Here is a 22,524-nt window from a genome sequence, read left to right as displayed (position 1 = left end):
AGGAAGCAGCATGACGGAGACGACCCGTGCCTCCCGGCCGAGCGCGTCGACGCGACCGGTCACCCTGTTCACCGGCCAGTGGGCGGACCTGCCGTTCGAGGAGGTCGCCCGCCTGGCGGGGGAGTGGGGCTACGACGGGCTCGAGATCGCCTGCTGGGGCGACCACCTGGACGTCCGTCGCGCCGCGACGGATCCCGACTACGTGGCGGACCGGAAGGCGGTCCTGGAGCGGAACGGCCTGCAGGTCTGGACGATCGCGAACCACCTGACCGGTCAGGCCGTGTGCGACGACCCGATCGACCAGCGGCACGAGGACATCCTCGCGCCGCACGTCTGGGGCGACGGCGACCCCGAGGGCGTCCGCCAGCGGGCGGCCGAGGAGCTGCAGTGGACGGCCCGCGCGGCCGCGGCGCTCGGCGTCACGACCGTCACCGGGTTCTCCGGGTCGTCGATCTGGAAGACCGTCGCCGGGTTCCCGCCGGTGCCGCCCTCGATGATCGACGCCGGCTACCAGGACTTCCACGACCGGTGGTCGCCGATCCTCGACGTGTTCGAGGAGGTCGGCGTCCGCTTTGCGCTCGAGGTGCACCCGTCCGAGATCGCCTACGACTACTGGACGGCGAAGCGGGCGCTGGAGGTGTTCCAGGACCGGCCGGCGTTCGGCTTCAACTTCGACCCGTCGCACTTCGTCTGGCAGGACCTGGACCCCGCCGCGTTCCTGCTCGACTTCGCCGACCGGGTGTACCACGTGCACTGCAAGGAGTCGGTGAAGCAGCTCGACGGCCGCAACGGACGCCTGTCGTCGCACCTGCCGTGGGGCGACCCGCGGCGCGGGTGGGACTTCGTCACCGCCGGGCACGGGGACGTGCCGTGGGAGCGGGTGTTCCGCGTGCTGAACCACATCGGCTACGGCGGTCCGACGAGCGTCGAGTGGGAGGACGCGGGCATGGACCGGCTCCTCGGCGGCCCGGAGGCGCTGGCGTTCGTCCGGCAGCTCGGGACCATCGCGCCGCCGGACGCCGCCTTCGACGCCGCGTTCTCGCGCTCGCGCTAGCCGCCAGCGACGGCGGGCCCCGCGCCGGCGGGCCCCGCGCCGGCGGGCGCCGCGCCGGCGCGGGGCCGAGTCTCGGCCAGGCGGACAGTTCCGCGGCGCTCGGCCTGCGAAGGTGTCCGCGGAGCCGAGCCTCGGCACCGCCCGACCTGCACCACCACCCCACGAGGAGGACCCATGGCCCGACCGGCCACGACCACGCCCGGCAACGCCGCGCGCGTCCTCCGCATCGTGCACGAGGGCGGGCCGCTCCCGCGCGCCGAGCTCACCCGGCGCACGGGCCTGAACCGCTCGACGGTCCTGGCGATCGTCGGCGAGCTCGTCGAGCAGGGACTCGTGCACGAGGAGTCCCCCGCCCCCGGCGGCCCCGGTGCCGATCGCCCCACAGCCGGCGTCGGACGTCCCAGCGCGATCGTCCGCGCGTCGCCGGACGTCGTGGCCGCCGCCGTCACGGTCGAGATCGACGCCGTCGGGGTGGCCCTCGTCGCGCTCGACGGCACCGTGCGCGACCGGCTCGTCGAACCCCAGCCCAGCGTCCCGAGCGCGGCCGTGGCGATCGACGCCGTCGCCCGCGTGCTCGGCACCCTCACCACCCGGGCGGCACCGGGCCTGCGGCTCGTCGGGGTCGGCGTCGCGGTCCCCGGCATCGTCCGCGTCGAGGACGGGGTCGTCCGGGACGCCCCGCACCTCGGATGGCGGGACGAGCCGTTCGCGGGACCGCTCGCCGATCGCCTCGGCCTGCCCGTCCGCGCCGCGAACGACGCGAACGTCGGCGCCTGGGCCGAACGGCTGTACGGCAGCGCCCGCGGCGTCGACGACCTGGTCTACCTCAACGGCGGCGCGAGCGGCATCGGCGGCGGCATCGTCAGCGCCGGCCGACCGTTCAGCGGCGCCGACGGGTACGCGGGCGAGCTCGGGCACACCTTCGTCGCCGCGAACGGCGTCCGCTGCCACTGCGGGGCCGTCGGGTGCCTGGAGACCGAGGCCTCGCGCGAGTCCCTGACCGCGGTCACCGGGACACCCCCGGACGACCTCGACGCCCTCGCCGCGGCGCTCGCCGAGGGCCGGGACGAGGTCGAGCGGGTCGTCGACCGGCAGGTCACGGCGCTCGCCACCGCGATCCGGAACGCCGTCCACACGGTCGACCCCGAGGTCGTCGTCCTCGGCGGGTTCCTCGGCGAGCTGCTCGGGCACGTCGGGGACCGCGTCGAGGACGAGGTCCGGGCGCAGACGATGGCGGCCATGACCGACCGGCTCCGGGTCGTGCCGGCTGCGCTCGGGCGGGACGTCCTGGTGCGCGGGGCCGCCGAGCTCGGGTTCACCGACCTGCTCCGCGACGGCCAGGCGACCCAGGCCCAGGCGACCCCGGCCCAGGCGACCCCGGCCCAGGCGACCCCGGCCCAGGCGACCCCGGCCCACACACCGACCACCCCGTCCGACCGCGACGACGCGGTCGAGGAAGCGAGATCCGCATGACCGACACCGCCACCACCCAGCGCGCGAGCGTCCTGCTCGGCACCCAGGACCTCACCGTCGAGGACCGCCCCGTCCCCGAGGTCGCCGCCGGGGACGTGCTCGTCCGCGTCGCCGCCGTCGGCGTGTGCGGCTCCGACGTGCACTACTACCGCCACGGCCGCATCGGGGACTTCGTCGTCGAGGAGCCCCTCGTCCTCGGCCACGAGCTCTCCGGCACGATCGCCGCCGTCGGCGAGGGCGTCGACCCCGCCCGCGTCGGGGAGCGCGTCGCCGTCGAACCGCAGCGCCCCTGCCACCGCTGCGCGCAGTGCCTGGCCGGTCGCTACAACCTCTGCCCGCACATGCGCTTCTACGCGACGCCGCCGGTCGACGGCGCGTTCGCCGAGTACGTCACGATCGAGGCCGAGTTCGCCCACACCCTGCCCGACACCGTCTCGTTCGAGGCCGGCGCACTCCTCGAACCCCTGTCCGTCGGCATCGCCGCCGCACGGAAGGCCGGGATCGTCCCCGGATCGAGCGTCCTCATCGCCGGCGCCGGTCCGATCGGCGTCATCTGCGCGCAGGTCGCCCGCGCGTTCGGTGCGACGCGCGTCGTCGTCAGCGACCTCGTCCCCGAGCGCCGCGAGCGGGCGCTGTCCTTCGGCGCGACGGAGGTCGTCGACCCCGTCGCGGTGGACGTCACCTCGGACATCGTCCCCGTCGACGCCTTCATCGACGCCAGCGGCGCACCGCGCGCGGTCTCCGACGGCATCAAGGCGGTCGGACCGGCCGGCGCCGCCGTCCTGGTCGGGCTCGGCAACTCCGAGATGGTGCTGCCCGTCGAGCACATCCAGAACCTCGAGGTGACGGTCACCGGCATCTTCCGCTACACGAACACCTGGCCGGTCGCGATCGGGCTGGTCGCGTCCGGACAGGTCGACCTGGACGCACTCGTCACGGGACGCTTCGGGCTCGACGACGTCCGCGAGGCCCTCGAGAGCGACACCGACCCGGCCTCCCTCAAGTCGGTCGTCTACCCGAACGGGGTCCCGTCCGCCTCGTGACCCGGGACCGGACTGGAGGCACGTGGCGGGCCCGCCACGTGCCTCCAGTCCGTCCTGCGGTCGTGTCCGGCGACCGCACCTGCCGGTGCACCCGGACCGGGGGCACCGGTGCGACACCGCGACGCGCTACGGTTCGGCCATGACGGCGACACCGGCGGCCGCAGTGCCGCAGCGCACCGACCGACGGGCCCTCGTGTCCTGGGCCCTCTGGGACTGGGGGTCCGCGGCGTTCAACGCCGTCGTCACCACCTTCGTGTTCAGCACCTACCTGGCGAGCCGCGCGTTCGTCGACCCGCGGCTCGTCGCGGCCGAGGGCACCTCGGCTGCCGCCACCCGCGCGGTCGAGCGGGAGCTCGCGCAGAACGCGGCGACCGTCTCGCCCGCCCTGACCGTCGCCGGGATCGTCGTGGCGCTGGTCGCCCCCGCGGTCGGACGGCTCGCGGACTCCTCCGGGCACCGGCGCCGTTCGGTGCTCGTCGCGACCATCGGCATCGCGCTGTCGATCGGGGCGATGGTGTTCGTCGCACCGAGCCAGCCGTACCTCGTGCTCGGCGCGGCCCTGCTCGGGATCGGGACGGTCGCGTACGAGATCGCCACGGTCGGGTACAACGCGATGCTCGGCCAGGTCGCCTCCGGGCCGGAGACCGGCCGGGTCTCGGCGATCGGCTGGGCGGCCGGGTACTTCGGCGGCATCGTGCTGCTGGTCGTGCTGCTCGTCCTGTGCATCCAGGACTTCGGGACGCCCGGCGTGGCCGGGGTCCTGCAGCTGCCGGCGACCGTGGCGACCGGGCAGTGGGACGTCCGCGTCGCGATCGGCATCGCCGCCGTGTGGCTCGCCGTCAGCTCGGTGCCGCTGTTCCTGACCGTCCCCGAGGCCGCGCCGGACCGGACGCAGACCGGCGGCCTGCTCGGCGCCTACCGGGACCTCGGCCGCCACGTCGCCCGGCTGTGGCGCGAGCGGCGGAACGTCCTGGCGTTCCTGGTCGCGAGCGCGGTGTTCCGCGACGGGGTCGGGGCGGTGTTCACGTTCGGCGGGATCATCGCCGCGCAGGTGTTCGGCTTCAGTGCGTCCGAGGTGATCCTGTTCGCCATCGTCGCGAACGTCGTCGCCGGGGTCGCGACGTTCCTGTCCGGGCGGCTCGACGACCGGTTCGGCTCCCGGGCGCTCATCACGGTGTCGCTGATCGGACTCGTCGTGTGCGGCACGGCGGTGCTCGCGGTCGGGACGGCCCAGATCGGGTTCTGGGTGCTCGGGCTCGCGCTGTGCGTGTTCGTCGGCCCGGTGCAGTCGTCGTCGCGGGCGTACCTGGCGCGGCTCGCGACGCCGGGCCGCGAGGGGGAGCTCTTCGGCCTGTACGCCACGACCGGGCGGGCGGCGTCGTTCCTGGCGCCGGCGCTGTTCGGGGTCGCCGTGACCCTGACCGGCTCGACGCGCTTCGGCATCCTCGGCATCGTGGTGGTGCTCGTCGCGGGGCTCGTGCTCATGGCGTTCGTCAAGCGGGAGGACGGGGCGGCGGCCGTCCCGCGCGTCGGGGGCTGATCCGCGCGTCGGGTGCCGTTCCGCGCGTCGGAGGCGTTTCCGCTCGTCGGGTGCCGATCCGCGCGTGGTGTGTCGTTCCTTCCGGCACCCCTCGCGCGATCCTGCCTCCCACGTCACCTGCTATGGGCCGGATCGTCCACGGTGACGGCCCCGCGGCACCCGCTCGGCTCCCGTGCGCCAGGATGGAGGGCATGACCGACCAGCGGATCGCCGTCGTCGTCCTCGCCGCCGGGCAGGGCACGCGCATGAAGTCGTCCACCCCCAAGGTGCTGCACCGCCTCGCCGGCCTGCCCCTCGTCGCCCACGTGCTCCGCACCGCGGCGTCGCTCGAGCCCGAGCACGTCGCCGTGGTGGTCCGGCACGAGCGGGAGCGCGTCGCCGCCGAGGTCGCCGAGCGCGCACCCGGCGCGATCGTCGTCGACCAGGACGACGTCCCCGGCACCGGGCGCGCCGTCGAGGTCGCGGTCCAGGCGCTCCCCGCCGACTTCGAGGGCGCCGTGGTCGTGCTCTCCGGCGACGTCCCGCTGCTCGACGCAGCGTCGCTCCGCATGCTCGTGGACGCCCACGCCGGGAACGCCGCGACCCTGGTCAGTGCGATCGCCCCCGACCCGACCGGCCTCGGCCGCGTGGTCCGCGACGCCTCCGGGGCCTTCGTCGCCGTCGTCGAGCACAAGGACGCGACCGACGAGCAGCGCACCATCACCGAGGCGAACGCCGGGATCTACGCGTTCGACGTCGCGCACCTCCGTGCTGTGCTCCCCGGTCTCACGACGGCCAACGCCCAGGGCGAGAAGTACATCACCGACGTGCCGGCCCTCATCGCCGCGCGCGGCGGAGCGATCGACGTCGTGACCCTCACCGACCCGTGGCTCGTGGCGGGGATCAACGACCGCGCGCAGCTCGCCGACGCCGCCCGCGAGCTCAACGCCCGGATCGTCCGTCGGCACCAGCTCGCCGGCGTCACCGTCCAGGACCCCGCGACGACGTGGATCGACCTGGACGTCACCATCGAGGCCGACGCCGAGGTGCTCCCGGGCACCCAGCTGATCGGCGCCACCGCGATCGCGGCCGGGGCCGTCGTCGGACCGGACACGACCCTGCGCGACACCGAGGTCGGCGCCGGCGCGACCGTGAACCGGGTCGACGCGACGCTCGCCGTGATCGGGGACGGTGCCTCGGTCGGCCCGTTCGCGTACCTGCGGCCGGGCACGATCCTGGGCGACCAGGGCAAGATCGGCACGTTCGTCGAGACCAAGAACGCCGTGATCGGGCGGGGCAGCAAGGTGCCGCACCTGTCCTACATCGGCGACACCGAGGTCGGCGAGGACTCCAACATCGGGGCGAACACCATCACCGCGAACTACGACGGCGTGCACAAGCACCGCACCGAGGTCGGGTCGAACGTGCGGACGGGCTCGCACAACGTGTTCGTCGCCCCGGTTAGGATTGGCGACGGGGCGTACACCGGCGCGGGTACGACCGTCCGCAAGGACGTACCGGCCGGGTCGCTCGCGATCAGCTACGCCCCGCAGCGCAACACCGACGGATGGGTCGAGGAACACCGACCCGGTACGCCGGCGGCCGAGGCGGCTCGGCGCGCGCACGGCGAACAGAACACGGCGACCTGACCCGGCCGTCGGCAGCGACCCCGAGCGGGTCAGGGAGTGAGCACCGCACTTGTCCGGAATCAAGACAACCGGCCAGAAACGACTCGTCCTCGTCTCGGGACGAGCGCACCCGGAGCTCTCGGCGCAGATCGCCGACGAACTCGGGGTCGAGCTGGTCCCGACCGACGCCCGCACCTTCGCGAACGGTGAGCTCTACGCCCGCTTCGACGAGTCGGTCCGCGGCTGCGACGCGTTCGTCATCCAGTCGCACACCGCGCCGATCAACGAGTGGCTCATGGAGCAGCTCATCATGGTCGACGCGCTCAAGCGTGCCTCGGCGAAGCGCATCACGGTCGTGGCGCCGTTCTACCCCTACGCCCGACAGGACAAGAAGGGCCGCGGCCGCGAGCCGATCTCGGCCCGACTGGTCGCCGACCTGTTCAAGGCCGCCGGTGCGCACCGCATCATGAGCGTCGACCTGCACGCCGCCCAGATCCAGGGCTTCTTCGACGGCCCCGTCGACCACCTGTTCGCCATGCCCGTGCTGCTCGAGCGCTTCCAGCAGATCCTCGACCCGGAGACGCTCACCGTCGTGTCGCCGGACATGGGCCGCGTGCGCGTCGCCGACATCTGGTCCGAGAAGCTCGGCGCCCCGCTCGCCATCATCCACAAGCGGCGTGACCCGCTCGTCCCGAACCAGGTCTCCGCGCACGAGATCGTCGGTGACGTCTCCGGCCGCGTCTGCCTGCTCGTCGACGACCTCATCGACACCGGTCGCACGATCGCCAAGGCCGCCGAGGCCCTGAAGGCGAACGGTGCCACCGGCGTCGTCGTCGCGGCGACCCACGCGGTGTTCTCGGACCCGGCGAAGGACCTGCTGCAGAGCGAGTTCATCGACCGCGTCGTCGTCACGGACACCCTGCCGCTGCCGGAGGAGAAGCGCTGGGACCGCCTCGAGGTCCTGCCGATCGCCCCGCTCATCGCCCGCGCGATCCACGAGGTCTTCGACGACGGTTCCGTCACGTCGATGTTCGACGGCGCGGCTTGACCACAGCGCGGGACGCGCTCGCCGCCCGGCTTCGGGCGGCGGGCAGCGTGTTCGCCGAGGACGAGGCCGACCTGCTGCTCGAGGCAGGCGACGGCGATCCGGTCCGCCTGCGTGCCCTGGTGCAGCGGCGCCTCGCCGGTGAGCCGCTCGAGGTCGTCCTCGGCTGGGCGGCCTTCGACGGACACCGGGTCCGCGTCGCCGCAGGGGTCTTCGTGCCCCGGGCACGCACCGCGGTCGTCGTCGAGCAGACGGCGCGGCGGCTCCACCGCTACGACCGGGTCGTCGACCTGTGCTGCGGGGTCGGCGCGATCTCCGTCGCGCTGCTCGGCCGGGTCGGTGCGCTCGACCTCGTCGCGGCTGACGTGGACCCCGACGCGACCGACGTGGCCGCCGAGAACATCGGGGACCGGGGGATCGTCGTCACGGGCGACCTGTTCGCGCCGCTGCCCGAGCGGTTCCGGGAGGCCGTCGACGTCATCGCCGTGAACGCCCCGTACGTGCCGTCCGGCGAGGTCGCGACGATGCCGTCGGAGGCCCGCGACCACGAGCGGCTCGTCGCCCTCGACGGGGGAGCGGACGGCCTCGACGTGCACCGCCGCATCGCCGACGGGGCCGGGGCGTGGTTGTGCCCGGGCGGGGCGGTCGTCATCGAGGTCTCGGAGGCCCAGTCCGCGGCGTCGGCGGCACTGTTCGCCGCCGCCGGGTTCACCGTCGCGGTCGAGCGCGACGACGAGGTCGACGGGACGTGCGTCGTGGCGGTCCGACCGGCCTGACGTCCGGCTGCCGTCCGCGGACCGCCGTCAGTCCGCGCTGACCTGCACGGTGTGCCATCCCGTTGCGCCGTTCGGCGCCGGAGGCCGCTCGACGCTCGTCTGCACCTGCCCGTCGGTCCCCGTGGCGCGGACCTGCAGCCGGTGCGACCCGGCCGTCGGGGTCCACCGCCACACCCACTGCCGCCAGGTGTCGGCGGACGCCGAGTCGGCCAGGGTCGCGTCCTGCCACTCGCCGTCGTCGACCCGGACCTGCACGCCCTTCACCCCGTGGTGCGGCTGCCAGGCGACACCCGCAACGGCGACGGTCTTCCCCGCCGTGAGCGATGCCCCATCCCGAGGCGTGTCGATCCGCGACTCGAGCTTCACCGGACCGCGCTCCGACCAGCCACGCGGGGTCCAGTACCCCTGCGCGTCCGAGAATCGGGTGACCTCGAGCTCGTTCACCCACTTCGTCGCGGAGACGTACCCGAACAGGCCGGGCACGACCATCCGGACCGGGAACCCGTGCTCGGGCGGGAGCGGCTCGCCGTTCATCCCGACGGCGAGCATCGCGGCGGTGTCGGGGTCCTGCAGCACGTCGAGGGGCGTCCCGGCCGAGAAGCCGTCGACGCTCCGGGACAGCACCATGTCGGCGCCGTCGCGGACCCCCGCCCGCGCCAGGAGTTCGCGGATCGGGTACCCGAGCCACAGCGCGTTGCCGATCAGGTCCCCGCCGACCTCGTTCGAGACGCAGCTCAGGGTCGCCATGTGTTCCTCGAGCGGGAGCGCCAGCAGTTCGTCCCAGGTCAGCTCGACCTCACGCTCGACAGCGCCGTGGATCCGCAGCTTCCACTGCGCGGGGTCGACCGACGGCACGCGCAGGGCGGTGTCGATCCGGTAGAAGTCGGCGTTGGGGGTGACGTACGGCGTGATCCCGGACACGTCGAGGGACGCCCCGGCGGGGACGGGCGTCGCCGTGGTCGCGGGCTGCGGCAGGCGGATCGCCCGCCGTGCAGCCGCGGCCGCCTGCATCGCCGAGGTCCCGAGGCGGGACGCGCCACCGACCACGACCGCGGCGACGGCGGTCGCCGCACCCCACACCAGGAATGTGCGACGTTCGGTCGCCGCCGGTCTGGGCGAGGCCGACGGGACGGCTGCTGCGGCTTCCCACCGCCGGAGCCGACGGAGGAGCATGCGCAGTACGACGATCGCCGCGACCACGCCGAGGACGCTCGGCAGCCCGTCCCACGTGCCGCTGCCCGACCGCGTGGTGACGGCTGCGAGCGACAGCGCACCACCGACCGCGAACACGAGCGCCCCGAACGGCGGACGTCGACGTTCGAGGACGCCCGCGCCGGCGCTGATGCCCGCCGTGACGACGGCCATCAGGACGAAGAGCGCGGCCTTGTCCCCGGTGCCGAACAGCCCGACCATGAGGTCCTTCGCATCGGGCGGAGCGAGGTCGATGACGGCGGAACCGACGGCGACGAGCGGACTGCCGGCGCCGCCGAGCAGCAGCGCGCCGAACTCGGCGACGGCCAGGAACGCGACGACGGCCACGATCCCGCACGCGGCGGCCCACCCGGCCGGGCGGCGGACGGACGTCCCCGGCGGGAGCGGCTCGGCAGCGGGTGCGGAGGAGGTGGAGGGTGGTGCGGTGCTCACCCGTGCAGCGTAGGTCGGCAGGCCGCCGACGGGCTGACAGGCGGCCGGACGGTGGACGGGCGCCGGCGGCCGACCTGCTGTGGAGGAGCGGGGCTTCCCCGGGCGTTCATCGCCTCGTTCCCCGGAACGGGCCAGCGCGGCGACGCCGGACCGTGCGAGGATCGGGATGTGCTGAGCCGACCCGACCGCGTGCCGCGTCGGCAACGTGCGCAGCAGCGGGCCCAGCAGCGAGCTCAGCGACGTGCACAGCAACGTGCGCAGCGACGTGCGCAGCGGCGGTCCCGCCCGACGATGTCGGTCGCTCGACGCTTCGCCGCCCTGCGCTGGACGATCGTGGGGATCTGGGTCGCCCTGCTCGTCACCCGCATCGTGGTGTCCACGACCGCGCCGGAGTCCGACCTGTCGTACTTCGGGGTGCTCGAGGCGGTCGCGATCACCGGCGGCCTGGCGCTCATCGCCGTCGCGGTCCTCCGGGCCCGGGCGATCCGACGGCGCCGCGCCGACGAGGCGCTCGCGCTCGCGATCCGGCGCATCGACCCGACCGTCTGGCTCGTCCCCTCGGTACCGACCCAGGAGCTCCGCGACGCCGTGCACGAAGCCCGTCCCGAGACGGCGCTCGGGCAGCGGGTCACCTGGGCGTTCGGTGCCACCGAGGCGTCGCTCTGGGAACTCGAGGAGCGCCGCGCGACCCGGCTGCTCGTGATCCGCTGGAGCCGGATGGTGCACGTCGGACTCGAGGACGTGGTCGGGGAACGGAACGCCGCGGCGGTTGCCTTGCACTACGTCCGGCCGGACGACACGACCGCGGTCGCCACGTTCTTCGTCCGCTCGGCTCCGGGGTCGCAGCGCCTGCTCGGCCGTGGCCCGCGGCTCGAGCGGCTCGTCGCCGACCTGGCCCGCGAGCGCATCGTCGCCTGAACGACCGGGAACGGGAACGGGCGAGGAGCCTGCGCTCCTCGCCCGTCGGCCGGTCCGGACCCGTCAGTGCCCCTCGGTCAGTGCGTCGACGGCTCCTGTTCGACCTCGCGCCGGTCGTCGTCGGACCACAGGGTGTGGAACGTGCCGTCCTTGTCGATGCGCTGGTAGGTGTGCGCCCCGAAGAAGTCACGCTGCCCCTGGATCAGCGCCGCGGGGAGCCGGTCCGAGGCGAGGGAGTCGTAGTAGGCCAGCGCGGACGAGAAGCCCGGCGCCGGGATCCCGGACGCGACCGCGATGCCGACGATCCGTCGCCAGGCCGCTTCGCCCTCCGCGACGGCGTCCGCGAAGTACGGGTCGACCAGCAGCGACTCGAGCGCCGGGTTCTTGTCGTACGCCTCGACGATGCGGTTGAGGAACTGCGCCCGGATGATGCAGCCACCGCGCCAGATCTTCGCGACCGCGCCCAGGTCGATGTCCCAGTCGTACTCCTTCGCCCCGGCGATGATGAGGTCGAAGCCCTGCGCGTACGCGACGACCTTCGATGCGTACAGCGCCGCACGGACGTCGTCGGCGAACGAGTCCGGCACCTCGGCGATGTCCGGTCGGTTCTCCACGCTCCGCTGCACCGCGGCACGCTGGGTCGGCTTCGACGACACCGCACGGGCGAAGACCGCCTCGCCGATGCCCGACACCGGGATGCCCAGACCGACGGCGTTCTGCACGGTCCAGACGCCGGTGCCCTTGGAGCCGGCCTCGTCGCGGATGACGTCGACGAGCGGCTTCCCGGTGTCGGCGTCCTGCTGCTTGAGGACCTCGCCGGTGATCTCGATCAGGTACGACTCCAGGTCGCCCTTGTTCCACTCGTCGAACACCTGCACGAGCTGCTCGACGGAGTACCCGCCGACGCGGCGGAGCAGGTCGTAGGACTCCGCGATGAGCTGCATGTCGGCGTACTCGATGCCGTTGTGCACCATCTTCACGAAGTGGCCGGCGCCGTCGGAGCCGATGTGCGTCACACACGGCTCGCCCTCGGCCACGGCGGCGATCGACTTGAGGATCGGTCCGAGGGTCTCCCAGGCCTCCTTCGAGCCGCCGGGCATGATCGACGGGCCGTTGAGCGCGCCTTCTTCGCCGCCGGAGATGCCGGTGCCGACGAAGTTCAGGCCCTTCTCGCGCAGGTCGTGCTCGCGACGGATGGTGTCGTGGAAGTTCGCGTTGCCGCCGTCCACGATGATGTCGCCCTCCTCGAACCGCTCCGCGAGCTGGTCGATGACGGCGTCGGTGCCCTTGCCGGCCTGCACCATGATGATCGCGGTCCGGGGCTTCGACAGCGACGCGACGAACCCGTCGATGTCCTCTGATGCGATGAACCCGGCGTCGCCGTGTTCCTGCATGAGTTCCTCGGTCCGGGCGTAGGTGCGGTTGTAGACCGCGACCGTGTTGCCCTCGCGTGAGGCGAGGTTGCGTGCGAGGTTCGAGCCCATCACCGCGAGGCCGATGACCCCGATGTTCGCCTGTCCGTCGTGCTCTGCCACCTGGGTCTCCTTCGTCCTGGATGTTCGGTGCCCAACCTACGAGCCGGACCCTGGGGTCGCACGAGTGTGACGGCAACTGGGGACGGGAACCGGACGCTCTCCTACTGTGGAGGGATGAACGACGTCGCCGTCCTCCCGCCCGTGCTCGTGATGGGGGTCTCCGGCTCCGGCAAGTCGACGATCGGACAGGCGCTCGCCGACGCCCTCGCCGACCAGGGTCAGCCGAGCGAGTTCGTCGACGCGGACGACCTGCACCCCGCCGCGAACAAGGAGAAGATGCGGCAGGGCATGCCGCTGACCGACGAGGACCGCTGGCCGTGGCTCGACGCCTGCGCGGCCAGGATCGCGGCGGTGCAGGCCTCGGGTCGCCGCTGCGTGATGGCGAACTCGGCGCTCAAGCGCGTGTACCGGGACCGGCTCCGGTCCGCCGCCCCGGACCTGGTCATCGCCTTCCTCGACGGCTCGCACGACCTCATCGCCGAGCGGCAGTCGCACCGGCACCACGAGTACATGCCGACGTCGCTGCTCGACTCGCAGTTCGCGACGCTCGAGCGGCCGGAGCCCGACGAGGCCGCCGTCGCGGTGTCGATCGACGGCTCCGTCGACGACACCGTGGCGACGATCAGGTCGGCGCTGTCGGTCACCTCCGGCTGAGCTCGGCGAGCCGCCCGCGGTACTCCTCGGCGTCGATGTCGCCCCGGGCGAAACGGTCCGCGAGCACGGACCGGGCATCGGAGCGCGCCCGCCAGGACCCGCGGCGGAGGACGCCGAAGACGACGCCGAGCGCCACGAGCGCCAGGAAGAAGAACAGCGGGAGCGCGAGGAACGGGAAGCCGGGTCCGTGGGCGTACGGACCGACGGCGGCGATGGACGAGAGTGCGGGGATCACGATGGCCTCCTGTGGTTGCGTGGTCGTCGCTGGTGCGACAGGACGAGCCTCCGGCCTGGAGGCACGGCGCGCGTCCGCCGACCGGGCCCACTTCCGGCTGCTCCCGCAGTCGCGACGACGCCACTCCTGCACAGGCGACTCCGCCCGGGGGAGTAGTCCACAGATGGTGCGGCGGCCCGACGCCCCGGCGCGCTGCCGCCCCTAGGCTCGCCCCGTGACCACCGACGCCCCCGCTCCGACCACCGGCGATCGCCGCCGGTCCTCGGGGAGCCCGCGGTTCGCCCGCGTCGGTCGGGTGCTCCCCGTCGCGGTCGTGCAGGTCGCCGGGACCCTGCTCGCGTCGCGCATCAGCGGCGGACCCCCGCGAGGGCAACGTCCCCCCTGGGCGGGCGCCGGCGTCGTGCTCGAGCCCGTGGACGTCGTCCCGCTCGCGGTCGTGCTGCTCGTGGCGGGCGTGCTCGTGCTGCCCTGGCGATGGTCGTTCCCGCGGAGCGTCCTCGCCGTCACGCTCGCGACGACCGCGGGGTACGCCCTGCTGGTGTCGCCCCGCGGCCCGTTCGTGGCGGCGCTGACGATGGCGATGGCGAACGCCTGGTTCCGCGGGCACCGGCGCTCGGTCCTCGCCGCGGCGGTCGTCGCCGTCGGGTTGCTGCCGTCCGCCGACCTGCTGACGGCTCGATCGCCCCTGTACAGCATCGACGCCGCCGTCCTCGCGCTCGCCTGGGTGACCGTGACGATCGTCGTCACCGAACTCGCCCGTGTCCGTCTCGAACGGGTCGCCGAGCGTCGGCGTGCCCGGGCCGAGGCCGAGCAGCAGCGCGCCAGGGACGAGCGCGTCCGGATCGCGCGGGAGCTGCACGACTCGGTCGCGCACAGCATGTCGCTCATCAACCTGCAGGCAGGGGTGGCGCTGCACCTCGGCGCGACCCTGCCTCCGGGGACGCGGGACTCACTGACGAGCATCCGGGACACCAGCCGCGAAGCCCTCGTCGAACTCCGGACGATCCTGGGGGTGTTGCGCTCGGCGGACGGCGCCGGTCCCGACCCCGACGGCCGGGTCGTGCCGGAGCGGAACCCGGTGCCGGGGCTCGACCGGGTCCCGGACCTCGTCGACCGTGCGCGGGCGGCGGGCATCGACGTGACCGCACGGGTCGAGGGCGACCCGACGACCGTCGGCGGCGTGGTGGACCGCAACGCCTTCCGGATCGTGCAGGAGTCCGTGACGAACGTGATGAAGCACGCGCCGGGCCACCGCGTCGACGTCACCGTCTCGGTGGGCGCCGAGGTGCTCGACCTCGTCGTCCAGGACCACCCGCTGCCCGGAGCCGTCCAGCGGTCGACCCGGCTCGGGGAGTCGGGCAACGGGCTCATCGGGATGCGCGAGCGCGCCGACGCGGTGGGCGGCACGATGACGGCCGGACCGACCCCGGACGGCGGGTGGCGGGTGGCCGCGCGCCTGCCCGTGCCGACGAACCGGCCACCAGACCGATCCGAGGAGCCAGCATGACCGACCCGAGCCCCGCAGGCCCGAGCCCCGCAGGCCCGACTTCCGCAGGTTCGACCTCCGCAGGCCCGACCCCTGCCGACGATGGGGGCGAGCAGATCCGCGTCCTGCTCGTCGACGACCAGGTGCTCGTCCGGGCTGGGCTCCGCGCGCTCGTCGACGCCGAACCGGGCATGACGGTGGTCGGCGACGCGGGCGACGGCGACGCCGCGGTCGACGCCGTCCGTCGGGAGCGTCCGGACGTGGTCCTCATGGACATCCGCATGCCGGGCTCCGACGGCCTCGAGGCGACGAGACGCATCGCCGCGGACCCGGAGCTCGACAGCGTTCACGTCGTCGTCCTCACCACCTTCGAGGAGGACGCCTACGTGTTCGAGGCGATCCGCGGTGGTGCCGCCGGCTTCCTCGTGAAGGACACCGAGCCTGCGGAGCTCCTCCGGGCGATCCGCACCGTGCAGGCGGGGGAGTCCCTGCTGTCCCCGGGGGCGACCCGGTCCCTCGTCGCCGCCTACGCCGCGCACGCGAAGCCGAGCGCCCTCGCCCCGTCGCTCGACGTGCTGACGGAGCGGGAACGCGAGGTCATGCAGCTCGTCGCCCTCGGACTCACCAACACCGAGATCGCCGAGCGCCTGTTCGTCAGCCCGATGACCACGAAGACCCATGTGTCCCGCGCGATGATCAAGCTCGGCGCCCGCGACCGCGCTCAGCTCGTCGTCTTCGCCTACGAGACCGGCCTGGCCACCCCCGGCTGGCAGCCCTGACGACCACCTGCCGCGACGGCGGGCGACATCACCCCGCCCGCACCGCGCTGACCGCCAGGTGCGGCCGCACCCCCTCGTCCTCGCGCTCCCGCACGTCGACGACGGTGAACCCCGCGTCCTCGACCGCCGCGACCAGGCGCTCCTCCGGCCACCGCCACGCCGTCGTCACCGCGTGGTCGAACGGCTCCAGGACGGCACCGGCGAAGGCGCCGACGAGCAGCCCGCCACCGGCGTCGAGCACCCGGTGGAACTCCGCGAGGGCGACCGGGACGGCATCCGGCTCGTGGTGCACGAGCGAGTACCACGAGAGCACCCCGCCCACGCTCCCGGCCGGCAGCCCGGTCGACTCGAGCGTGGCCCGGCGCACCTCCACGCCCGGTGCCGTCCGCCGTGCGATCGCGACGAACTCCGGGACCACGTCGAGCCCGACGACCCGGTGTCCGAGCCCGGCCAGGTGTGCGGTCCAGTGCCCGGGCCCGCATCCGGCGTCGACCACGACGCCGTGGCAGCCGGCCGCCCACTGCTCGACGTGGGTCCGGTCCGCCACGTGCACGGCCTCCATCGACCCGAGCACGGCCGCGTACTCGTCCGCCCGGGCGGCGTACGCCCGCTGCACCCGCTCGTCCGCCCGCTGCACCCGCTCGTCCGCCCGCTGCACCCGCTCGTCCGCCCGCTGCACCCGCGAAGCCGCCCGCTCGACCATCCGACGACCGTACCCGTCGGCCGCCGGATCGGCCGGCGACGAGCACCGGGTCAGAGCTTGAACGTCGCCCGCGGGATGTCCGACACGATCCGGTGGGCGGTGCGCACCGCGTCCTCCTCGCTGAGCTGGTGCGACACGACGAGCGAGGCCAGGTACGCCGCGTCCGCCCGCCGCGCCATGTCGTGCCGCGCCGGGATCGAGCAGTAGGCCCGGGTGTCGTCGATGAACCCGGACGTCTTCGTGAACGACGCCGAGTCGGTGACCGCGGCGCGGTACCGGCCGATCGCCGCCGGGGTGTCGATGAACCACCACGGCGCTCCGGCGTAGACGGCCGGGTAGAAGCCGGCGAGCGGCCCGATCTCGCGCGAGAACACCGTCTCGTCGACCGTGAAGAGCACGAGGTGGAACCCGGGGGCGGTGCCGAAGGCCTCGAGGAGCGGCCGGAGCGGCTCGGTGAAGGACCCGACCGCGGGCAGGTCGTGCCCGGTGTCCGGCCCGAAGCGCTCGAGCGTCGGCCGGTGGTGGTTTCGGTGCACGCCGGGGTGCAGCTGCATGACCAGCCCGTCCTCGACGCTCATCTCCGCCCAGCGGTAGAGCATGTCGTGCCGGTAGGCGACGGCGTCCGCCTCGGTCAGGGACGCCGGGCCGAGCAGCGCCGTGGTGTGGATGCGCTCCCGTGCCGCCGTGGAGAGCGGGGTCGAACCCGCGTCGAGCACGCCGGTGTCCGTCGCGGTCGCGCCGTGCTCGATGAAGTACCGCCGTCGCGCGCGCAGCGCGGCGAGCAGGCCCGCGTGGGTGCCCGTGTCGATGCCCGCGGCCTGACCGATGGACGTGACCACGTGCCTCCAGTCCGGTCGGGACGGGTCGAAGACCGCGTCCGCGCGGAAGGTGGGCAGCACCCGTCCACGGAAGGACGGGTCGGCGGCGAGCCGCGCGTGCGCGGCGAGGTCCGCGGTCGGGTCGTCGGTGGTGGCGAGGACCTCGATGCGGAAGGTGTCGAAGAGCGCCCGCGGACGGAACGCGGGCGTGGTCAGCAGCTCCGCCAGGTGGTCGTACTGCGCGTCGGCGTTCTCGGCCGACGGCTGCTCCGTCAGACCGAAGACGTCGTGCAGCTCCGTCTCGAACCAGTACCGGACGGGCGTGCCGGCGAAGTCGTCCCAGTGCGCGGCCAGCCGGTGCCAGATCTGTCGACCGTCGGGGACGGACCCGTCGCCGGAGCGGTCCGGTCGTCCCAGTTCGTCGAGGCCGACGCCGTTGGCGTGGAGCAGCCGCAGCACGTAGTGGTCGGGCGTGACGAGCAGCGACGCGGGGTCGGCGAACGGCTGGTCGTCCGCGATCAGGGCCGCGTCGACGTGCCCGTGGGGGGAGATGATCGGCGCGTCCGCGACGGCCTGGTACACGGTCCGGGCGACGGTCCGCGCGGCGGGGTCGGCGGCGAACAGCCGGTCGGGGTGCGGGGCGAGCGGGGTGGCGGTGCTGGTCCGGGTCATCGTCGACTCCTTCAGGACGGACGGCGGGCGGTGGCCGGTGCGGGGCCGGTGGACTCCCGCACGGTCAGGTGGGTGGGCAGGGCGACGGCGCTCGCCGGGTGGTCGCCGACCGGGTCGCCGAGCGGATCGTCGGACGGGGACGCGCCGAGCCGACCGAGCAGCATCCGGATGGCGACCTGTCCGGCACGCTCGATCGGCGACGTCATCGTGGTGAGCGGTGGGTTGCAGAAGTCGGCACCGAAGATGTCGTCGCACCCGACGACGGACATGTCGTCCGGGACGCGGACGCCGCGCTCCCGCAGTCGGGTGAGCATGCCGATGGCGATGAGGTCGTTGAACGCGACGCAGGCCGTCGCGCCCGCGTGGACGGCGGCGTCGGCAGCGGCGGCACCGGAGTCGACGAACGGCGCGTGCGGGCCGATCCGTGCGACCCGGACACCCAGGCGCTTCCCCACGCGGACGAGCGCCCGCCAGCGGCGTTCGTTCGACCACGAGCTGTCCGGACCGGCGACGTACAGCACGTCCCGGTGACCGAGCGACACGAGGTGCTGCACGGCCTGCTCGACCCCGCCGGGGGTGTCGATGAGCACCGAGGGGACCCCCGCCGGTCGGCGGTTCACGACGACGAGCGGCGTCCGCTCCGCGAACCGGGCGATCTGCGCGTCGGACAGGCGGGACGCGGTGAGCACCGCGCCGTCGGCCTTCGTCGCGATCGCGCTCAGGGCCGCGAGCTCCGCCTCGGCCGACTCCTCGGTGTCGACGAGCAGCTGCGTCCACCCGGCGGCGGCGAGCTGGTGCTGCGTGCCACGGATGACGTCGAAGTAGAAGGGGTTCGTGATGTCCGAGACGAGCACGGCGACGGCCCGGGTGCGACCGGACGTCAGGGCCCGTGCCTGCTGGTTCGGGACGTAGCCGAGCTCCCGCGCCGCGTCCTGGATCCGCTGCTGCGTGGCGCGGTTCACCCGGTCGGGCAGGGACAGTGCACGGGACACCGTCGACGGGGCCACACCGGTCGCGTCGGCGATGTCCCGGATCGTCACCCGCCGAGCGGTGTCGGTGTCTGCGCTGCTCACGGTGGTGACGCTAAGCCGCCGTGGCAACAAGTGGCAACCGGTTGCCGCATGTTGCCACGGAGCGGGACAGTGGGGCGCACAGCCGGCAGCGCCGCCGGTCGGCCGGGCTCAGCCCGGTGGAGGCTTCGAGGAGGAAACCCCCGCATGAGCACAGGAAGACGCAGGACCCGCGCCCTCGTCGGTGCCGCCGTCGTCGCAGTCGCCGCCCTCACGCTCCAGGGCTGCGCGATCGTGAACGGCAGCGGCGACGACCCGAACACCCTCCGCGTGATGATGGGCGCGGACACCACCTACCCCAAGGAGCGCAAGCAGTGGCAGCAGGAGACCGCTGCCGAGTTCGAGCGCACCACGGGCGCCCGGATCCAGTGGGAGACGTACTCCTCCGCGCAGGAGGAGCTGACCGCCATCCAGACGAGCGTCATCTCCGGACAGGGCCCCGACGTCTACGCGATCGGCACGACGTTCACCCCCACCGCGTACGCCACCGGCGCCTTCGTCGAGATGGGCAGCAAGGAGTGGCGGGCGGTCGGCGGCAAGGACCAGTTCGACGCCGCCTCGCTCGGCATCTCCGGGCCGAGCGCGTCGAAGCAGATCGGCATCCCGTTCGCCAGCCGGCCGTTCGTGATGGCGGTCAACAAGGACCTGCTCGCCCAGGCGGGCATCACCGACCTGCCGACCACCTGGGACGAGCTCACCGCGGACGCGAAGGCGACCACCCGTGACGGCCACTTCGGCATGGCGATCGCCTACGCCGACGGGTTCGACCCGTGGAAGTTCGTCTGGGGCATGGCGCAGAACGCCGGCAACACGATCGTCGACGGCTCGAAGGCGGAGATCTCCGCGGACGCCGTCGAGAACGCCTACCGCACCTACTTCGACTGGGTGACGAAGGACGGCGTCGTCGACCAGGCCGCGATCGGCTGGAACAACGCCCAGGCCCTCGCCCAGTTCGCGGACGGCAAGGCCGCGTTCTTCCCGATGACGACCACGACGTCGCTGAACACCCTCAAGGGCTCGGCGGTCGACGGCAAGTACGAGTACGCGCTCCTGCCGACGGTGCCCCCTGGTGCGACCGAGCGTCCGGCCGACGGGATCGAGGCGGCGAGCATCCTGTCCGGCGACAACCTCGTCGTCGCCGACTACGGCAAGAAGCAGGACCTGTCCTTCGACTTCGTCAAGCAGGTCTCGTCACCGGCGGCCCAGGAGCGCTACTTCGAGCTGTTCGGGCAGCTGCCGACCAACACGCAGGCCGCGCAGACCATCGCGCAGGAGAACCCCGACCTCGCTCCGATCGTCCAGGCCGGCAAGCTCTCGAAGCCCACCGCCTTCACCGGCGCGTGGTCCGACATCCAGCTCTCGCTCGTCGACGTCGTCGTGCAGTCCATCCCGTCGCTGAAGAGCGGCGAGGTGACCGACGACCAGCTCCGGAAGCGGCTCGACGCCGCACAACGGGACGCCCAGGCAACCCTGGACCGGCAGAAGAACGGAGGCCTGTGATGACGCAGGTCCGGCCACACGGCAAGACACCCCTCTACAAGCGCGAGCGCCCCCTGTGGATGCTCCTGCCCGGCGGTGTCCTCATGCTCGTCGTCATCGTCGTGCCGCTCCTGGTGGGCGTGTACATCGCGATGCTCGACCTCGACCAGTACACCCTCCGCGAGTGGTTCAGCGCCCCGTTCGTCGGCCTCGCCAACTTCGCCGAGGCGTTCACGGACTCGCCGCTCCTGCACTCGGTCTGGATCTCGGTGTCGCTGTCCGTGCTCGTCACGGCCGTCACCGTCCCGATCGGCGTCGCCGCGGCGATCTCCACGCAGAACCGGTTCCCCGGACGCGGACTCGTCCGCTCGGTCTACCTCATCCCGTACGTGCTCCCGGCCTTCGTCGTCGGCACGTTCTTCCGCACGATGCTCCAACCGCAGGGCGTCGTGAACACGGTGCTCGGCACGGACGTGCTGTGGCTGAACGGCTCGGCGTCCTACTGGGCCCTGGCCGGCGTGATGATCTGGACGAGCTGGCCCTTCGTCTACCTGCTCTCGCTCGCGGGGCTGCAGGCGGTCGACAACGAGGTGCACGAGGCCGCGGCACTCGACGGCGTCACGTGGTGGGCGAAGCTGCGGTACATCGTCTTCCCGTACCTCCGCGGACCGCTCAGCCTCGCGGTGATCATCTCGATCCTCCACAACATCAACAACTTCACGCTGCCGTTCGTGCTGTTCGGCATCCCGCTGCCCTCGAGCGTCGAGGTCATGCCCGTCCTGACGTACATCGCGAGCTTCCAGTCGTTCCGCTTCGGGCTCTCCGCGGCGATGGCGATCTGCTCGCTCGTGATCGTCGCCATCCCGCTGTTCGTGTACCTGCGGGCCGTCAAGCTCGACACCGGTGACGACGCCGACCCCAGCCGCAAGCAGCGCCGCAGCGACCGGCTGACCCTCGCAGCAGCGACCCCGGCCGCCGCCGCCGACCTCGACGGAGCCCGCGCATGAGCGCCTTCAGCACCACCCGCACCCGGCCCACCGCGACGCTCACCGAGAGCATCACCACCGGGGGCGCCCGGAAGCGCACCAAGCGCCCGTACGACACCGACGTCACCCGGCTCCTGCCCCGGTGGCTCCTGGTCGTCGTGATCGCCGTCATCATCGCGTTCATCGCCGCGCCGGTGCTCTACATCCTGTTCGGCTCGGTCAACTCGGACGTCGCGGTCGCCCGCGGCGAGTACTTCCCGTCCGAGTTCACGCTGGCGAACTACGTCGAGATCTGGAACACCGTCGCCCTCGGCCAGGGGCTGGTGAACTCGCTCCTGACCGCCGGGGCCGTGGCCGTCGCGAGCGCCGCGCTCGCCGTGTCGACCGCCTACGTCCTGGTCCGGTTCCGGTTCCTCGGCCGGCTCACGATCCTGCGCGGGCTCCTCGCCCTGCAGTCCATCCCCGGGACCCTCCTGCTCCTGCCGGTGTTCGTCGTCTTCGCGAACATCGCGAGCGCGACCGGTGTGCAGGTCATCGGCACCCGCTGGGGCCTCTTCGTCACCTACCTGACGTTCGCGCTGCCGTTCTCGACGTGGGTCATGGTGACCTACCTCCGCGGTCTGCCGAAGGAACTCGAAGAGGCGGCGCGCATCGACGGCGCCTCGAGCGGACGCATCCTGCGGAGCGTCGTCCTGCCGCTGTCGTGGCCCGGGATCGTCGTGTCGGCGATCTTCGCCTTCCTGCTCGGCTGGAACGACGTGCTGTTCAGCACGATCATGACGACCCCGAACACCCGCACCGTCGCGGTCGTCCTGCAGGTGCTCGGCACCACGCAGGAGGGCGGCGCCGTCCCGATCTACGGCCAGATGATGGCCGCCTCGATCGTGTGCGCCGTGCCGGTCGTCGCGCTCTACCTGATCTTCCAGCGCTACCTGGTCGGCGGCCTGACGGCCGGCTCCGTCAAGTAGCGAACGCAACCAGACGACGGACAGGAGGCGCGGTGCCAG

At 73.1% G+C, this 22,524-nt stretch carries 20 protein-coding genes; 14 read left to right on the top strand and 6 right to left on the bottom strand.

From position 1 onward, the window contains the following. Nucleotides 1-10 precede the first annotated feature (10 nt). The 7 genes from HUN58_RS08120 to HUN58_RS08090 all read left to right on the top strand — a co-directional run bounded on the left by HUN58_RS08120 (nucleotide 11) and on the right by HUN58_RS08090 (nucleotide 8,538). Nucleotides 11-1,054: a sugar phosphate isomerase/epimerase gene (locus HUN58_RS08120; RefSeq protein WP_180225623.1), complete on the top strand. Its 1,044-nt coding sequence runs from the start codon at nucleotides 11-13 to the stop codon at nucleotides 1,052-1,054. A gap of 174 nt (nucleotides 1,055-1,228) precedes the next feature. Continuing rightward, nucleotides 1,229-2,527, top strand: coding sequence for an ROK family transcriptional regulator (locus tag HUN58_RS08115; RefSeq protein ID WP_180225622.1), 1,299 nt, complete (start codon nucleotides 1,229-1,231; stop codon nucleotides 2,525-2,527). Continuing rightward, a complete protein-coding gene (locus HUN58_RS08110) occupies nucleotides 2,524-3,570 on the top strand; it encodes an NAD(P)-dependent alcohol dehydrogenase (protein ID WP_114848875.1) in 1,047 nt (348 codons plus the stop codon). Before HUN58_RS08115 ends, HUN58_RS08110 begins: the two co-directional genes overlap by 4 nt. Nucleotides 3,571-3,709: 139 nt before the next feature. Further along, the gene (locus tag HUN58_RS08105) at nucleotides 3,710-5,110 is read left to right on the top strand and encodes an MFS transporter (protein WP_208745456.1); all 1,401 of its coding nucleotides are present in this window, start codon (nucleotides 3,710-3,712) and stop codon (nucleotides 5,108-5,110) included. A 191-nt stretch (nucleotides 5,111-5,301) separates the two neighbouring features. After that, nucleotides 5,302-6,738, top strand: a complete 1,437-nt coding sequence (gene glmU / locus HUN58_RS08100; protein WP_114848876.1) for a bifunctional UDP-N-acetylglucosamine diphosphorylase/glucosamine-1-phosphate N-acetyltransferase GlmU — start codon at nucleotides 5,302-5,304, stop codon at nucleotides 6,736-6,738. 49 nt (nucleotides 6,739-6,787) lie between these two features. Next, nucleotides 6,788-7,765 carry a ribose-phosphate diphosphokinase gene (locus HUN58_RS08095; protein WP_180225620.1) on the top strand — a complete coding sequence of 326 codons (978 nt, stop codon included), beginning with the start codon at nucleotides 6,788-6,790 and terminating at the stop codon, nucleotides 7,763-7,765. Beyond that, nucleotides 7,762-8,538 carry a putative protein N(5)-glutamine methyltransferase gene (locus HUN58_RS08090; protein WP_180225619.1) on the top strand — a complete coding sequence of 259 codons (777 nt, stop codon included), beginning with the start codon at nucleotides 7,762-7,764 and terminating at the stop codon, nucleotides 8,536-8,538. Before HUN58_RS08095 ends, HUN58_RS08090 begins: the two co-directional genes overlap by 4 nt. Before the next feature lie 27 nt (nucleotides 8,539-8,565). Here the strand turns inward: HUN58_RS08090 and HUN58_RS08085 are convergent, their stop codons facing one another. Beyond that, complete coding sequence (locus tag HUN58_RS08085) at nucleotides 8,566-10,077, bottom strand: molybdopterin-dependent oxidoreductase (RefSeq protein WP_254631679.1); 1,512 nt, start codon at nucleotides 10,075-10,077, stop codon at nucleotides 8,566-8,568. Between the two features lie 396 nt (nucleotides 10,078-10,473). Here HUN58_RS08085 and HUN58_RS08080 point away from each other — a divergent pair, with 396 nt between their 5' ends. Further along, on the top strand, nucleotides 10,474-11,100 hold the full coding sequence (locus HUN58_RS08080; RefSeq protein ID WP_180225617.1) for a hypothetical protein: 627 nt from the start codon (nucleotides 10,474-10,476) through the stop codon (nucleotides 11,098-11,100). Nucleotides 11,101-11,177: 77 nt separating this feature from the next. Here the strand turns inward: HUN58_RS08080 and gndA are convergent, their stop codons facing one another. Further along, complete coding sequence (gene gndA, locus HUN58_RS08075; protein WP_180225616.1) at nucleotides 11,178-12,635, bottom strand: NADP-dependent phosphogluconate dehydrogenase; 1,458 nt, start codon at nucleotides 12,633-12,635, stop codon at nucleotides 11,178-11,180. A gap of 114 nt (nucleotides 12,636-12,749) precedes the next feature. Here gndA and HUN58_RS08070 point away from each other — a divergent pair, with 114 nt between their 5' ends. Beyond that, the gene (locus HUN58_RS08070) at nucleotides 12,750-13,289 is read left to right on the top strand and encodes a gluconokinase (protein WP_180225615.1); all 540 of its coding nucleotides are present in this window, start codon (nucleotides 12,750-12,752) and stop codon (nucleotides 13,287-13,289) included. Here HUN58_RS08070 and HUN58_RS08065 read toward each other — a convergent pair. Continuing rightward, on the bottom strand, nucleotides 13,276-13,524 hold the full coding sequence (locus tag HUN58_RS08065) for an SHOCT domain-containing protein (protein WP_254631467.1): 249 nt from the start codon (nucleotides 13,522-13,524) through the stop codon (nucleotides 13,276-13,278). The genes HUN58_RS08070 and HUN58_RS08065 overlap by 14 nt on opposite strands. 214 nt (nucleotides 13,525-13,738) lie before the next feature. On the opposite strand from HUN58_RS08065, the gene HUN58_RS08060 reads away from it, so the two are divergent. Further along, nucleotides 13,739-15,031, top strand: a complete 1,293-nt coding sequence (locus HUN58_RS08060) for a sensor histidine kinase (protein WP_180225614.1) — start codon at nucleotides 13,739-13,741, stop codon at nucleotides 15,029-15,031. After that, nucleotides 15,028-15,789, top strand: coding sequence for a response regulator transcription factor (locus tag HUN58_RS08055; protein ID WP_114848884.1), 762 nt, complete (start codon nucleotides 15,028-15,030; stop codon nucleotides 15,787-15,789). Before HUN58_RS08060 ends, HUN58_RS08055 begins: the two co-directional genes overlap by 4 nt. A gap of 28 nt (nucleotides 15,790-15,817) precedes the next feature. On the opposite strand, the gene HUN58_RS08050 is transcribed toward HUN58_RS08055, so the two are convergent. The 3 genes from HUN58_RS08050 to HUN58_RS08040 are packed head-to-tail and all read right to left on the bottom strand — an operon-like array spanning nucleotide 15,818 to nucleotide 19,055. Beyond that, nucleotides 15,818-16,492: a class I SAM-dependent methyltransferase gene (locus tag HUN58_RS08050; protein WP_180225613.1), complete on the bottom strand. Its 675-nt coding sequence runs from the start codon at nucleotides 16,490-16,492 to the stop codon at nucleotides 15,818-15,820. A gap of 50 nt (nucleotides 16,493-16,542) precedes the next feature. Continuing rightward, complete coding sequence (gene uxaC, locus HUN58_RS08045; RefSeq protein WP_180225612.1) at nucleotides 16,543-17,982, bottom strand: glucuronate isomerase; 1,440 nt, start codon at nucleotides 17,980-17,982, stop codon at nucleotides 16,543-16,545. A gap of 11 nt (nucleotides 17,983-17,993) precedes the next feature. Beyond that, a complete protein-coding gene (locus tag HUN58_RS08040; protein WP_180225611.1) occupies nucleotides 17,994-19,055 on the bottom strand; it encodes a LacI family DNA-binding transcriptional regulator in 1,062 nt (353 codons plus the stop codon). Between the two features lie 144 nt (nucleotides 19,056-19,199). Between HUN58_RS08040 and HUN58_RS08035 the strand changes: the two genes are divergently transcribed. Genes HUN58_RS08035 through HUN58_RS08025 form a run of 3 tightly spaced genes read left to right on the top strand, consistent with a single transcriptional unit; the run spans nucleotide 19,200 to nucleotide 22,485 of the window. Further along, complete coding sequence (locus HUN58_RS08035) at nucleotides 19,200-20,552, top strand: ABC transporter substrate-binding protein (protein WP_141860480.1); 1,353 nt, start codon at nucleotides 19,200-19,202, stop codon at nucleotides 20,550-20,552. Then, entirely contained in the window at nucleotides 20,552-21,538 is a 987-nt protein-coding gene (locus HUN58_RS08030; protein ID WP_180225610.1) for a carbohydrate ABC transporter permease, read from the top strand. The genes HUN58_RS08035 and HUN58_RS08030 overlap by 1 nt, the downstream gene beginning before the upstream one ends. Then, entirely contained in the window at nucleotides 21,535-22,485 is a 951-nt protein-coding gene (locus tag HUN58_RS08025; RefSeq protein WP_058742280.1) for a carbohydrate ABC transporter permease, read from the top strand. Before HUN58_RS08030 ends, HUN58_RS08025 begins: the two co-directional genes overlap by 4 nt. The last annotated feature ends 39 nt before the right edge of the window (nucleotides 22,486-22,524 follow it).

The organism is Curtobacterium sp. Csp1, assembly GCF_013347185.1.
The sequence above is the reverse complement of the archived record's forward strand: the minus strand, read 5'-3'. Positions and strand labels throughout refer to the sequence as shown.